The 15,273-nt window shown below is 37.6% G+C and carries 9 protein-coding genes; 3 read left to right on the top strand and 6 right to left on the bottom strand.

Annotation, left to right across the window (positions count from 1 at the left end; all coding sequences use genetic code 11):
* The 3 genes from ACWA1B_RS22065 to ACWA1B_RS22055 form a co-directional block, all read left to right on the top strand.
* Window positions 1-7,431, top strand: a 7,431-nt coding sequence (locus tag ACWA1B_RS22065; protein ID WP_456910687.1) for an HYR-like domain-containing protein, incomplete at its 5' end; no start/stop codon positions are given.
* Window positions 7,432-7,582: 151 nt separating this feature from the next.
* Complete coding sequence (locus ACWA1B_RS22060) at window positions 7,583-8,500, top strand: PorP/SprF family type IX secretion system membrane protein (RefSeq protein ID WP_456910685.1); 918 nt, start codon at window positions 7,583-7,585, stop codon at window positions 8,498-8,500.
* A gap of 11 nt (window positions 8,501-8,511) precedes the next feature.
* Window positions 8,512-10,452: an OmpA family protein gene (locus ACWA1B_RS22055; protein WP_456910683.1), complete on the top strand. Its 1,941-nt coding sequence runs from the start codon at window positions 8,512-8,514 to the stop codon at window positions 10,450-10,452.
* Window positions 10,453-10,586: 134 nt separating this feature from the next.
* Here the strand turns inward: ACWA1B_RS22055 and ACWA1B_RS22050 are convergent, their stop codons facing one another.
* The 6 genes from ACWA1B_RS22050 to pyrR all read right to left on the bottom strand — a co-directional run bounded on the left by ACWA1B_RS22050 (window position 10,587) and on the right by pyrR (window position 15,251).
* Window positions 10,587-11,090: a CAP domain-containing protein gene (locus tag ACWA1B_RS22050; RefSeq protein ID WP_456910681.1), complete on the bottom strand. Its 504-nt coding sequence runs from the start codon at window positions 11,088-11,090 to the stop codon at window positions 10,587-10,589.
* A gap of 176 nt (window positions 11,091-11,266) precedes the next feature.
* Window positions 11,267-11,911, bottom strand: a complete 645-nt coding sequence (pdxH, locus tag ACWA1B_RS22045; RefSeq protein ID WP_456910679.1) for a pyridoxamine 5'-phosphate oxidase — start codon at window positions 11,909-11,911, stop codon at window positions 11,267-11,269.
* A 197-nt stretch (window positions 11,912-12,108) separates the two neighbouring features.
* Window positions 12,109-13,014, bottom strand: a complete 906-nt coding sequence (locus ACWA1B_RS22040) for a ribonuclease Z (protein WP_456910677.1) — start codon at window positions 13,012-13,014, stop codon at window positions 12,109-12,111.
* A gap of 96 nt (window positions 13,015-13,110) precedes the next feature.
* Window positions 13,111-13,443: a ribonuclease Z gene (locus tag ACWA1B_RS22035; RefSeq protein WP_456910675.1), complete on the bottom strand. Its 333-nt coding sequence runs from the start codon at window positions 13,441-13,443 to the stop codon at window positions 13,111-13,113.
* A gap of 239 nt (window positions 13,444-13,682) precedes the next feature.
* Window positions 13,683-14,612, bottom strand: a complete 930-nt coding sequence (locus ACWA1B_RS22030) for an aspartate carbamoyltransferase catalytic subunit (RefSeq protein WP_456910673.1) — start codon at window positions 14,610-14,612, stop codon at window positions 13,683-13,685.
* A gap of 99 nt (window positions 14,613-14,711) precedes the next feature.
* On the bottom strand, window positions 14,712-15,251 hold the full coding sequence (pyrR, locus tag ACWA1B_RS22025) for a bifunctional pyr operon transcriptional regulator/uracil phosphoribosyltransferase PyrR (RefSeq protein ID WP_345146200.1): 540 nt from the start codon (window positions 15,249-15,251) through the stop codon (window positions 14,712-14,714).
* Window positions 15,252-15,273 lie beyond the last annotated feature (22 nt).

The raw sequence follows: 15,273 nt of genomic DNA, 5'->3' as shown, positions 1-15,273 counted from the left end.
GCCAATGCACAGGCTCAGTTTCCAACAGCTTCCGACCTATGCGATGCCGATGTTTCTAATATTGTAAAAGTAAGCGGTCAGTTTGTTGCTTCCCAAGGTTGCGGAAATTCTGGAACTTATACCAATACCTGGACGGTAAAAGATGACTGCGGCAATACTTCTGATACTTTCACGCAGGTAATCACCATTCAGGATACAACTGCTCCTACTTGGACAACAGCTGCAGAAGCTTTGAATGTGACTTTGGAATGCAGCGATGCGGCAGGTCTTGCCAATGCACAGGCTCAGTTTCCAACAGCTTCCGACCTATGCGATGCCGATGTTTCAAACATCACTAAAGTAAGCGGTCAGTTTGTTGCTTCCCAAGGTTGCGGAAATTCTGGAATTTATACCAATACCTGGACGGTAAAAGATGATTGTGGAAATACTTCTGATACTTTCACGCAGGTAATCACCATTCAGGATACAACGGCTCCTACGTGGACAACTGCTGCAGAAGCTTTGAATGTTACTTTGGAATGCAGCGATGCGGCAGGTCTTGCCAATGCTCAGGCTCAGTTTCCAACAGCTTCCGACCTATGCGATGCCGATGTTTCAAACATCACTAAAGTAAGCGGACAGTTTGTTGCTTCCCAAGGATGCGGAAATTCTGGAACTTATACCAACACCTGGACGGTAAAAGACGATTGTGGAAATACATCTGAGACTTTCACACAGGTAATCAACATTCAGGATACAACTGCTCCTACGTGGACAACTGCTGCAGAAGCTTTGAATGTTACTTTGGAATGCAGTGATGCGGCAGGTCTTGCCAATGCTCAGGCTCAGTTTCCAACAGCTTCCGACCTATGCGATGCCGATGTTTCAAACATCACTAAAGTAAGCGGACAGTTTGTTGCTTCCCAGGGTTGCGGAAATTCTGGAACTTATACCAATACCTGGACGGTAAAAGATGACTGCGGAAATACATCTGAGACTTTCACGCAGGTAATCACCATTCAGGATACAACAGCTCCTACGTGGACAACTGCTCCAACAGCTTTGGATATGACTTTGGAATGCAGTGATGCGGCAGGTCTTGCTAATGCTCAGGCTCAGTTTCCAACAGCTTCCGACCTATGCGATGCCGATGTTTCTAATATTGTAAAAGTAAGCGGTCAGTTTGTTGCTTCCCAAGGTTGCGGAAATTCTGGAACTTATACCAATACCTGGACGGTAAAAGATGACTGCGGAAATACATCTGAGACTTTCACACAGGTAATCAACATTCAGGATACAACGGCTCCTACGTGGACAACTGCTTCAACAGCTTTGGATGTTACTTTGGAATGCAGCGATGCGGCAGGTCTTGCCAATGCACAGGCTCAGTTTCCAACAGCTTCCGACCTATGCGATGCCGATGTTTCAAACATCACTAAAGTAAGCGGACAGTTTGTTGCTTCCCAAGGATGCGGAAATTCTGGAACTTATACCAACACCTGGACGGTAAAAGACGATTGTGGAAATACATCTGAGACTTTCACACAGGTAATCACCATTCAGGATACAACTGCTCCTACGTGGACAACTGCTGCAGAAGCTTTGAATGTTACTTTGGAATGCAGTGATGCGGCAGGTCTTGCCAATGCTCAGGCTCAGTTTCCAACAGCTTCCGACCTATGCGATGCCGATGTTTCAAACATCACTAAAGTAAGCGGACAGTTTGTTGCTTCCCAAGGTTGCGGAAATTCTGGAACTTATACCAATACCTGGACGGTAAAAGATGACTGCGGAAATACATCTGAGACTTTCACGCAGGTAATCACCATTCAGGATACAACAGCTCCTACGTGGACAACTGCTCCAACAGCTTTGGATATGACTTTGGAATGCAGTGATGCGGCAGGTCTTGCTAATGCTCAGGCTCAGTTTCCAACAGCTTCCGACCTATGCGATGCCGATGTTTCTAATATTGTAAAAGTAAGCGGTCAGTTTGTTGCTTCCCAAGGTTGCGGAAATTCTGGAACTTATACCAATACTTGGGTTGCTAAGGATATCTGCAGCAATACTTCGACTACGTTCACACAGACCATCACAATACAGGATACTACAGCTCCAACTTGGACAACAGCCTCAGATGCTCTTAACGTGACATTACAATGTAGTGATACAGAAGGACTAAATACTGCACAAGCACAAGATCCGGTTGCAACTGATAACTGTAATGGAAACATAACTTATGTGAAAACAAGCGGAGAATTGCAAAGAGGAAGCTGTGGAAGTACGGGAACTTATACCAATACTTGGGTTGCGAAAGATCTTTGCAACAACACCTCAACTATATTCACTCAAGTGATCACAATCCAAGATACTGCATCTCCAAAATGGATTACAGTACCTGGAACATTGAATGTAACTTTACAATGTAGCGACACAGCAGGATTAACCGCAGCTCAGGCTCAGGCTCCTCAAGCTACTGCAAATTGCACAATTGTAACTTATACCAAAACAAGCGGTCAATTCGTAGCTTCTGAAAGCTGTGCCAATGCTGGAACATATACTAACAGCTGGATTGCAAAAGATGATTGTGGAAACGTCACCGACAGTTTCTATCAGGTAATCATGATCGAAGATACAACAGCTCCAACGTGGACAACTGCTTCACAAGCTTTGAATGTGACTTTGCAATGCAACGATACAGCCGGACTTGCAAATGCTCAAGCAATGTTCCCAACTGCTTCTGACTTATGCGATGCTGATGTTACCAACATAACTAAAGTAAGCGGTCAGTTTGTAGCTTCCGAAGGATGTTCAAATGCAGGGACTTATACCAATACCTGGACGGTAAAAGATGATTGCGGAAATACTTCTGAAACTTTCACTCAAGTAATTACAATTCAAGATACTACAGCACCAACTTGGACAACACAAACTGATTCTTTAAACAAAACTATAGAATGCAGTAATCAGGAAGCTTTGGCATCGGCGCAAGCCTTATTCCCAACTGCGACTGATGCGTGTGATACTGATGTTGCAAACATTATAAAAGTAAGTGGTCAGTTTATCGCTTCTGAAGGATGTTCAAATGCAGGAACTTATACCAATACCTGGACTGTGAAAGATGATTGCGGAAATACTTCTGAAACTTTCACTCAGGTAATTACCATCGAAGATAAAACAGCGCCAACTTGGACGACACAAACTGCTTCTTTAAACAAAACTATCGAATGCAGTGATCAAGAAGCTTTAGCATCGGCGCAAGCCTTATTCCCTGTAGCTTCAGATCTTTGTGATACCAATGTTACGAACATCGTAAAAGTAAGCGGTCAGTTTATCGCTTCTGAAGGATGTTCAAATGCCGGAACTTATACCAATACTTGGACGGTAAAAGATGATTGTGGAAACACTTCTGAAACTTTCACTCAAATAATTACAATTCAAGATACTACAGCACCAACTTGGACGACACAAACTGCTTCTTTAAACAAAACTATCGAATGCAGTGATCAGGAAGCTTTAGCATCGGCGCAAGCCTTATTCCCAACTGCGACTGATGCGTGTGATACTGATGTTGCAAACATTATAAAAGTAAGTGGTCAGTTTATCGCTTCTGAAGGATGTTCAAATGCAGGAACTTATACCAATACCTGGACTGTGAAAGATGATTGCGGAAATACTTCTGAAACTTTCACTCAGGTAATTACCATCGAAGATAAAACAGCGCCAACTTGGACGACACAAACTGCTTCTTTAAACAAAACTATCGAATGCAGTGATCAAGAAGCTTTAGCATCGGCGCAAGCCTTATTCCCTGTAGCTTCAGATCTTTGTGATACCAATGTTACGAACATCGTAAAAGTAAGCGGTCAGTTTGTAGCTTCTGAAGGATGTTCAAATGCAGGAACTTATACCAATACCTGGACTGTGAAAGATGATTGCGGAAATACTTCTGGAACTTTCACACAAGTAATTACCATCCAAGACACTACGAATCCGGCGTTTAATGACGATCTTCCAACTGATATTACAGTTTCATGTGATGCAGTTCCGGAACCAGCTAATGTACAGGCTTCTGATAATTGCGGCGGTGATTTACCAATTGTATTGTCTGAAACTAAAAGCGATATTAAAAATGAATGTGGAACTGAATATACGCTAACACGTAAATGGACAACAAGTGATTGTTCTGGAAACACAGCTTCATTTACTCAAATCATAACAGTTAGAGATACAACTGCACCGACAGGAACTGCTCCTGCTAATGTTGCAGGCTTACAAAGCACTGCTGAAATTCCGACCGGAAGTCCAGATGACATCACAGATGAAGCTGATAATTGTGGCGGAAATGTAACCGTTACTGTAAGCGATTCTAACAACGGAGGAAATGGTTGTGATGGAAATGCTTATATATTGACCAGAACTTATACATTGACAGATTGCACAGGAAACAAAACAGAATTAGTTCAGACATTTACTGTTGACAATAAAGTATCGGTTTCTGGAGTTCCAACAAACGTAAGCTGTCTTGACGGAACTGATGGTTCGATTGCTGTAACTAGCAGTCCTGGCTCAACTGTTGTAATTACAAATGCTAATAATGAAGTTGTCGGAAATACTAATTTGCCAGCAGGAACTTATACTCTTACTGCAACTGCTCCAGTAAACGGAGAAGGTCAGGTTTGTACAGCAACTGCTACCGTTACTATAACACAGCCAAATTATAAAGTTAAAATATCTGGTCAGGTAATTAATGTTGACACTAATACTCCTATTGCGAATGTTCCGGTTACATTGATTCCTCAAGGTACAACTACCGGTCCAATTTTAATCCGTATTACTAATGCTAATGGTGAATATTCATTCTCTGGCATGGTTGCAGGAAGTTACTTGGTACAGGTTCAAGATGCCAATTTGAATAGCGCTTACGAATTATATCCTGTCGACTCAAGTTTATTCTTTACAACCCTTGAAGAATGTAAATTCCAGGTTCATAACTTCTTATATGGAAAATCAAATCTTCCAGTTTTAGGAGATTATGTTTGGTACGACACCAACAGCAACGGAATTCAGGATGAATGGTATGACGCTAACAATGACGGAGTTGTTACTAAAAATATTCCAGATGCTGACGGCGCTATTGACTATAGCCTTTGGGAATGGATCGACTTAAATGGAGACGGAAGCTATACAGGTCCGCAAAATGCTGGTGAATTAAATGCCGGCGGATTTGGAAATGCTAAGAGTTCAAATATTATTGTTGATGGTCCAAATGGATATCATGACGAAGTAATTGTTGGAATTCAAGGTTTCTGGAGAAACAGACCAGAAATCGCAAATCCTTATGGAGAATACAAAGTTAAACTTGTCAGAGATGCGAACTTAGATGCTGTGGCAGCTGCTTTAGGAGCAACCGGATTAGTAAAAGTATTGCCATCAACAAATACTGATAAAAAAGCAACATCAAAAACTGGTAAAACACAAATGCACACCGTTTGTACAACAACCAGTGCTGATGGTTATGTTGTAAACGTAACTCCAGAAGATTTAGTTCATTTAGATATTGACTTTGGAGTAAGTTGTAAAGAATACCAGGATATTGTTGCCAATGACGACAATGGCGGACCTTTCCCAGGAGTTAATCATACAACACCTAATGTATTGAATGTACTAACAAATGATACACTTGAGGGGCAACCTATAGCAGCTTCAGATGTTATTATCACAACGGTAACACCAAACGAATTTTTACAATTGAATCCTGACGGTTCTGTAGATATTCTACCAAATGCTCCGGCTGGAACATTAACAATGGTATACCAAATTTGTGAGGCAGACCAAACTTCAAATTGTGATACAGCAACTGTAACAATTACAATTGAAGCTCCGGTTATGACCGTTACTGCGACTCCTATTTGCGTGAACGATGTTCCTTATATTGATTATGTAGTAACACCAGTGAACTTCACTCCTATAAATGGTGTAACTATCGTATGGGCTGACAGCAATAATAATGTAGTCACTACGATGACCAACTTACCACTTAGCGGCAGAGTATTATGGCCGGGTGCTGTAGTAGATCAAAATGGAAACGGTATCGATTGGCCAGGATGGGTATTCCAAGATAATAAATGGATTCAGGCACCAGACGGATTTGAAAATCTTCGTCCAACGGCTACCATTACAATTTCTGTTAACCCAAGCGAAACGATCATTGTAAATTATCCACCAGCTGATCCTTACTGTATCTCAAGACCAACATTTGCAATTCTTGCCAATGATGATACTGCAGGACCAATAAACGGAACAACAGGAGGAACAAATGTAATCAACGTTTATACAAATGATACGTTAAATGGTTCACCAGTAAATCCGAGTGATGTTACTTTGACAACAGTAACGCCAGATCCAACCGGAGTATTGACATTAAATCCTGACGGATCAATTACTGTGGCGCCAAACACGCCGGCAGGAACTTACACTCTGACTTATCAGATTTGTGAAAATGCTGATTTTGGAAACTGTGATACCGCAATTGTAACAGTTACTGTTTCTTCTTCTCCAATTGTGGCGAATGATGACAGCTATACTAACATTGGTTGTAACCGATTTGGAGTAGTTGGAAATTTACTAAGTAATGATTTATTAAATGGTCTTCCGGTGACATTGCAATTGGTAAACTTCAGTTTAGTACCGCAGAACACAGATGTAAAATCTGATCCAAATATAACTGTAGATACTGCAGGTAATTTAACCGTAGGAAGTGCGACAGCTTCTGGAACTTATACATACACCTATCAAATTTGTGAAAAACTAAATCCAAATAATTGTGATACCGGTACCATTACTATAACAGTTATTCCAAATGGTGTAACAACGCTAAGCAGTTCAGCTTGTAATGATGACTCAACTTTAATCGACTTGCTTGCTCTTCTTCCTGCTGATACACCAATAAATGGAACTTGGGTTGACACCAACAACACTAATGCATTGAGAGACGGTATCTTAAATGCACTTGGATTAGCAATTGGCAACTACGTATTTGAATACAGAATTGCTGATCAGAACTGCCCTCGCAGTGTAGTACTTAATATGGAAATCAATGATGACTGTAAAGTATTACCATGTGAAAACATATTGGTACATAATGCTTTCTCTCCAAACGGAGATGGTATAAATGATGTATTTGTAATTGATGGTATTGACGAATTGACCTGCTATCCAGGAAACACAGTCGAGATTTATAATCGTTGGGGAATATTAGTCTTTGAAACCACTGACTATAATAATACAACGAATGCGTTTGATGGAATTTCACGAGGAAGAACTACTGTTAACAAATCTGAAGGATTGCCAACAGGAACCTACTTCTACATTCTGACTTACAAATCTTTAGACGGTAATAATGTAATTCAATATAACAAAAAAGACGGATACCTCTATCTTTCAAGATAACCCAGACTGCTAAAGGCTGATATACATATTATATCAGCCTCATACAGCAGTAAACATTAAAAATCCGGGAATTGAAAGAATAATATCGTGGATTTTTTTAGAAGATTTGATTAATAATTCAATAGTAAAATTGAAATAATAAATATCTACTATGAGAACAAAATTATTTTACTTCGTCATTCTGTTTGTAACTATTGCAGGTCACGCGCAGCAAGATGCTCAATATACGCAATACATGTACAACACAATAAACATAAATCCTGCCTATGCAGGTTCTCGTGGAGCTCTAAGCATTTTCGGATTATATCGCACACAATGGGTTGGTCTTGATGGTGCTCCAGAAACAAGCTGTGTCTCAGTAAATACTCCTATAAACAATAGCAATTTAGGTATTGGGGGGTCGCTCGTTAATGATAAAATTGGTCCAACAAATGAAAACAATATTTCTGTTGACGTTTCCTATACAGTACAAACCTCAGCAAATTTCAAACTTTCATTTGGTATCAAAGGAACAGCCAATATATTCAATTTGGATGTAAGCAAACTGAATCCTGATGTTTCAGGAGATCCACAGTTTCAGGATTTGGATAATAAATTTACGCCAAATGTAGGAGCCGGAGTTTATTGGCATTCAGATAAAGCTTACGTTGGTTTTTCTATCCCAAATTTTATTGAAACAAATCGCTACGATGATAATGATATTGCCATTTTCAAAGACAAAATCAATTATTATTTAATGGCAGGTTATGTATTTGATCTTGATAAATATCAGTACATCAGATTCAAACCAGCTGTACTTACTAAAATGGTTGAAGGTGCGCCGCTTCAAGTAGATCTTTCAGCGAACTTTATGTTCTTTGACAAGTTTGTTGCCGGTGTCGCTTATAGATGGAGTGCTTCATTAAGTGCTATGGTTGGGTTCCAAATCACTGACGGTCTTTATTTAGGTTACGGTTACGACCATGAAACCACAAACCTGAATAATTATAATTCAGGATCACACGAGATATTCCTGCGTTATGAATTCTTTACTAAAAATGGTAAAATCACAACTCCTCGTTTCTTCTAAAAATAAGTACTATGAAAAATTATATTTTCCTTTGCCTAACATTTGTAAGCGTTTTTTCATTGGACAGTTATTCACAGCAGTCAAAAGTAAATTCTGGTGATAAAAAATACAATAATTACGCTTACGTTGATGCAATAAAGACGTATGAAAAAGTAGCAAATAAAGGATATAAATCTGAAGAAATGTTCAAGAAACTTGGAAATTCTTATTACTTCAATTCAGATTTTGAAGGAGCTGCGAAATGGTATGGTGAGTTGTTTGCAATGAATTCGAACATAGAACCTGAATATTATTACAGATATGCTCAATCGCTAAAATCGATAGGAGATACAGCAAAAGCAAATAAAATTCTGGATGAATTTGATACCAAAAACTCAAACGACAACAGAGCAAAATTGTATAAAGAAAATGTAAATTATCTAGAACAGATTAAAGCAAATTCTGGACGATATAATATTGAAAATGCCGGAATAAACAGCAAATATTCAGATTACGGATCATTTGTTTACAACAATAAATTATACTTTGCTTCAGCCCGAGATACTGGAAATTTTTCACAGCGAAAACACAAATGGACCGGCGAATATTTCACCAATATTTATGATGCCGATGTTGATCCAGCTACTTACACAGCAACTAAAGTAAACAAATTCAAAAATGCTTTAAACAGTAAATTCAATGAAGCAACTCCAGTGTTTTCAAAAGATGGGAAAACGGCTTACTTCACAAGAAACAATTTTATAGACGGAAAAAAAGGTAAAGATGCTAATAAAGTTACTTTAGTAAAATTATACAAAGCCACGCTTGACAGCAAAGGACAATGGACAAATATAGCACCACTGCCTTTTACAAGCGACAATTACAGCACGGCGCATCCGGCACTTAGTCCAGACGGAAAAACACTTTATTTTGCTTCAGATATGCCAGGTACTGTCGGACAGTCGGATATATATAAAGTGAGTGTCAACGCAGATGGAAGTTATGGAACTCCGGAAAATTTAGGAAAAACTATTAATACGGAAGGAAAAGAAACATTTCCGTTTGTAACAGATGACAACGAAATATACTTTGCTTCAGATGGTCATCCCGGACTGGGAGGATTAGATGTTTTTGTGGGCGATATTGACAGCGACGGAACCATCAGCAATATTCAGAATTTAGGTGCCGATATCAATTCGCCAAAAGATGATTTTGCCTATTTTATTGATCCTGTCAGCAGATTGGGTTATTTCAGTTCTAATAAAGACGGCGGACTTGGCTCTGATGATATCTATAAATTCCTAGAAACCCGAAGGCTGAAATGTATTCAAGAGTTGAGTGGTATTATAACTGATATTGCTACAAATGAAATTTTGCCAGGCGCAAAAGTTACTTTATACGAAAATCAAGTAATCAAAGCTACTACAACTGCAGACGATACAGGATTGTATAAACTTCCTGTTGATTGTAAAAAAACATATAATGTACGTGCCGAAAAACAAGATTATGAAACCAAAGAGGTTAGTGTAACGATTGATAAGGTAAGTGGGAAAACCGACTTGCCAATTGCTTTAACCAAACGCATGTGCCGTGTAACTGTTGGTGACGATTTAGGAAAATGTTTTGGTATCAAAATGATTTATTTCGATTTAGACAAATCAAACATTCGATCTGAAGCCGCATTGGATTTAGAAAAAATTCTGGCCGTGTTAAACGACTATCCAGCAATGAAATTGGATATTCGTTCACATACTGATAGCCGTGCATCACATCAATACAATGAAGGTTTATCTGACCGAAGAGCAAAATCTACTATTCAATGGTTGATCAAAAACGGCATAAAAGCCGATCGATTAACCGGAAAAGGATATGGTGAAACCCAACTTGTAAACAAATGTTCTGATGGTGTTCCTTGTACGGAAGAAGAGCATCAAATGAACAGACGAAGCGAATTTATAATTACAGCACTTTAGTTAATTAGATTATCATAATTTGAAGAAAAAAAGCTGCCTGAAATGGGCAGCTTTTTTTTCAAAAAAAAAAAAATCGTCACAGCTTAAAAAAAAACTGCAACGATTACTAAAAACCAACCAGTTTTCAATTAAGCTTATAATCTAACAAAAATGTTAGTATAATATTTTTTACCTGTTTTAGCATCGATAGTTATCGCTATACCAAAATGAGTAAAATTACCTTCAATATTTTCCTTATGTCCCGGACTTTCTAACCACGCTTTTACAACAGCTTCAGAAGTTTTGTAGTTATAAGCAACATTCTCTCCTACTTTTTTTGCACCAAGTACTTTTTCAAGATTTTCAGAACGCGCTACAAAATCATTATGATCAACAACATTTTTTTCGATCATATACTTGTTGTGTTCTTCACATTTAGCTGAAATATGATTGATTGGTTCTAAAGCATTTAAACCAATACTCACACGGTAATTATTAATCAATTTCATGGTTTCTAATTCTGAATCATTGTACGTGTAGTTCGTAATCAGAATTTCAGTTGAAGTACTGTTTTCGGTTCCCTCGGCAGTGTCGGCAGAACATGCGTTCATTGCAAAAAGTATTGCAATGAACGTCATGATGCGCATTATCTTCTTCATAATCATACAGTAGTTTAATGCTTAAAGTAAATGTTGGGGCAAATCCTTTAAATTTTTATATTTGAATAATATTGTTTCACTTTTCTTACGTCAAACGTATTCAAATTGTCGGTAAACTACAAAAATAATCGATGAAATACATTAAAATTTCAATTTAACATATAATTTTCTTACAATTAAGACGATAATCGCTCAATCTTCCACGAAAAATCAGATTGGCTTGTATAACGAATCCTGTCGTGAAGTCTATTTGGTCTTCCTTGCCAAAATTCTACTTGTAAGGGAGTTATTAAATAACCACCCCAATTTTCAGGTCTTGGAATCTCTTTTCCTTCAAATTCTGCTTCCAGTTTTTTCAGGTTTTCTTCCAAAAAACTTCTCGACGGAATAACTTCGCTTTGATTTGAAACTATAGCACCCAGCTTGCTTCCATCAGGTCTTGAATCAAAATAGTTATCAGAAATGTTTTCAGAAGTTTTTTGCGCAATTCCTTTTATAATAACCTGGCGCTCCATTTCCTGCCAAAAGAAAGATAAGCAAACATTTGGGTTCGCTTCAATCGCTTTTCCTTTTTCAGAATTATAATTGGTATAAAATATAAATCCCTCTTCAGAGAATTTTTTCAATAAAACCACACGCGATTTCGGGAAACCATCCAATCCAATTGTCGAAACCGTCATCGCATTCACTTCCCCGCTTCCACCAAAATCTTCCACTTCATGAAACCAGCGATTAAAAAGATTAATCGGATCTTCCGGAATATTGGTTTCCAGTAATTCGCTCTTTTCGTAAGATCTTCTATAATTACTTAAATCATTCATAGTTTTTGTTTTTTGTTTCAGGTTTAAGGTTTCAGGTTTGTCAGGCTGAACGAAGTCGAAGCCCTCTCGCACTGCAAAAGCCCTTCGACTTCGCTCAGGGTGACATCAGTATATTTATGCTACAAAACTTAGAACCTTAGCAACTCAGTACCTTAGCAACTCAGTACCTTAGTATCTTAGTATCTTAGCATCTTAGATTATAATTCAAAACTCAGCCCGTCATCTGCCAAAAGCACATTTGGGAAAACCTCCTCTGCTTCTGCTTTAAAACGTTCCAAACCATCATATCGTGTCGAATAATGACCTAAAACCAATTGTTTTACATTTGCTTTTAAAGCGATTCTTGCTGCCTCTTTTGCAGTTGAATGCAATGTTTTTTGTGCCAAAGCCGCTTCTGATTCCAAAAAGGTAGATTCATGATACAAAACATCTACATTTTCAATAATCGGGATTATGGCTTCGTGATAAACAGTGTCCGAACAAAAAGCATAACTTTTTGTTGGTGCTGGATCAAAAGTCAATTTTTCGTTTTCAATTACAGTTCCGTTATCCAATGTAATATCTCCACCGTTTTTTATTTTCTGATAATAAGCAACGTGAATATCATAGTTCTGAACAACTTCAACATTCAGTTTTCTTTCATCCGGTTTTTCTCGAAAAAGATAACCATTCGTATAAACACGATGTTTCAGTGGAATTGTTTTTACTATAACTTTATTATCTTCAAAAATAACTTCGCTTTCTTTTGATTCTAATTCGTGGAAAAACAAATTGTAAGTTGTCCAGGATTCCGTCAGTTTTAATTGAAGCAGAATAAGCTCTTTAATTCCTTTTGGTCCATAAATATGCAAATCGGTTGTTCTTCCTAAAAGAGAAAAAGTCGAAATAGTTCCGATCAATCCAAACAAATGATCCCCATGAAGATGGGAAATAAAAATGTGATTAATTTTTGAGAATTTAATCTTGTTTTTCCTGAGCTGAACCTGAGTTCCTTCACCGCAATCAATCAAAAACAAGCGATTTTTAATTTCTAAAACCTGTGCAGTTGGATTGGTTATTGTTCTCGGAGTAGCTGCGTAACAGCCAAGTATCGTTAGTTTCATTTTTAATTTTAGATTTTAGATTGCAGATTTTAGATTGAAAAAACATTTTAGATGCAGCATTCAAAAATCTAAAATCTAAAATCAGAAATCTAAAATTTAAAACCCGAGGTCTCTTTCGATTTCTTCCATTTCGATAATATCGTGTGCTTCCAAAAGTGATGGAACCACAAGCAGCTTATCTGAAATAGAATTAAAATCAAGGTCTGAAGCCACAATTACAAATGATTTTTTGGCTTTTTTCTGTTGTTTTGAAAGCGGTAAAAAAAGCTTCAAATCATTTTCAGTCAGAGCAGTATCAGATGAAAGATCGATTATAATATTATGTTTTTCAAAAGTCTTAATTTGTTGCGTCACTTTTTCCAAGAAAGAATTTACATCTCCTTGTGTATCCTTAATTGTAACGGTATGTCCTTTTTGATCTACTTTCATTTTATAATTAGTGGGGCTTATATTTTATTACGCTAATGTACGAAGTTTTTTTGTTAGTTTTCAGTCTCAGTGTCAGTTTTCAGTTACGATTCGTAGTCTCAGCACACAGAATTGTTAGGCTTAGCGTCCCGAGACTTCGGGAGAAGTTCACATTACGTTAAAGCCCTTCGACTTCGCTCAGGGTGATAGCTATTTTCAAAACAACAAACTGTAACTGAAAACTGCGACTGAAAACTAAATTATTGCTGAATCTTAGAAGCCAATAAATAAATAACGGCCATTCTAATCGCAACACCATTCTCCACCTGATTCAAAATCACTGAATGATCAGAATCAGCCACTTCAGAAGTAATTTCTACTCCTCTGTTGATTGGTCCCGGGTGCATGATTACGATTTCTTTTCCAAGAGAATCCAAAAGCGGTTTATCAACTCCGTATTGTTGTGCGTACTCGCGCGTTGACGGAAAGAAATTCACATCCATACGTTCGTTTTGTACACGAAGCATGTTGGCAACGTCACACCATTCTAACGCTTTTCTTAAATTCGGTTCAACTGTAACTCCAAGTGATTCAATATATCTAGGAATCAATGTTTTTGGCCCGCAAACTTTAACTTCTGCACCTTGCATTTTCAAAGCATATATGTTGGATAAGGCAACTCTCGAATGCAGAATATCACCTACAATAACTACTTTTTTTCCAGTTACATCGCCCAGTTTTTCTCTGATCGAATAACTATCTAATAAAGCCTGAGTTGGATGTTCGTGCGCTCCGTCTCCGGCGTTAACGATACTGGCTTTGACATTTTTAGATAAAAAATAAGCCGCTCCGGGATTGGAGTGGCGCATTACAACCATATCAACTTTCATCGAAAGGATATTATTTACAGTATCAATCAAAGTCTCTCCTTTTTTAACCGATGACTGAGCTGCAGAAAAACTGATCACATCAGCAGATAAACGTTTCTGCGCTAATTCGAAAGAGAGTTTGGTTCTGGTACTGTTTTCGAAGAAAATATTGGCAATGGTAATATCTCGTAATGAAGGAACTTTTTTAATTGGTCGGTTAATGACTTCTTTAAAATGATCTGCCGTTTCAAAAATCAGGTTAATATCATTCTCATTGATATATTTAATTCCTAATAAATGATTTACGCTTAATTCTTTCATCTTTTATGTTTAATTGTTTTTTACTGTTTAATCGTTTATTTGTTGAATCGTTTAATCGTTTTTCTTCCGATTAAACAATTAACCGGTTAACCGATTAAACTAATTTGTCACTAGGTGAACAACATCTTCACCATCATTTTCTTTCCAGCTTACAATTACTTTTTCACCATTAATAGCATCTACCTGACGGCCTCTATAATCAGGTTGAATTGGTAAATGACGGCTGAAACGTCTGTCAATTAAAACCAATAATTCAATTTCTGAAGGTCTTCCAAAAGATTGAATTGCCGTTAAGGCAGAACGAATGCTTCTTCCAGTAAACAAAACGTCATCGATAAAAATGACTTTTTTGTCTTCTACTATAAAATTGATTTGGGTTTTATTGGCTTCGAGCGGTTTATCAGTACGACGGAAATCATCTCTAAAAAAAGTGATATCCAAGTATCCTAAAGAAATTTCAGGAACCTTGTATTCGTTTTCTAATATTTGTTTTAAACGTTCAGCTAAAAAAACGCCTCTTGGCTGAATTCCCACTAAAATAGTATCAGAGAAATCAAGATGTTTTTCGATTAACTGACAAGCCAAACGATGGAGTATGATAGTAACTTCTTTCGAATTAAGTAATACTTTTTGACTCATAAGTGATTGTAATGTTTGGTTG

It is taken from the genome of Flavobacterium xizangense, assembly GCF_054075145.1.
This window is presented reverse-complemented; position numbering and strand designations above follow the sequence as displayed.

Coding starts and splice junctions, on each gene's coding strand:
- ACWA1B_RS22055 (WP_456910683.1), top strand. CDS start 8,512: ATGAAAAATTATATTTTCCTTTGCCTAACATTTGTAAGCGTTTTTTCA.
- ACWA1B_RS22060 (WP_456910685.1), top strand. CDS start 7,583: ATGAGAACAAAATTATTTTACTTCGTCATTCTGTTTGTAACTATTGCA.
- pdxH (WP_456910679.1), bottom strand. CDS start 11,911: ATGAATGATTTAAGTAATTATAGAAGATCTTACGAAAAGAGCGAATTA.
- pyrR (WP_345146200.1), bottom strand. CDS start 15,251: ATGAGTCAAAAAGTATTACTTAATTCGAAAGAAGTTACTATCATACTC.
- ACWA1B_RS22040 (WP_456910677.1), bottom strand. CDS start 13,014: ATGAAACTAACGATACTTGGCTGTTACGCAGCTACTCCGAGAACAATA.
- ACWA1B_RS22050 (WP_456910681.1), bottom strand. CDS start 11,090: ATGAAGAAGATAATGCGCATCATGACGTTCATTGCAATACTTTTTGCA.
- ACWA1B_RS22030 (WP_456910673.1), bottom strand. CDS start 14,612: ATGAAAGAATTAAGCGTAAATCATTTATTAGGAATTAAATATATCAAT.
- ACWA1B_RS22035 (WP_456910675.1), bottom strand. CDS start 13,443: ATGAAAGTAGATCAAAAAGGACATACCGTTACAATTAAGGATACACAA.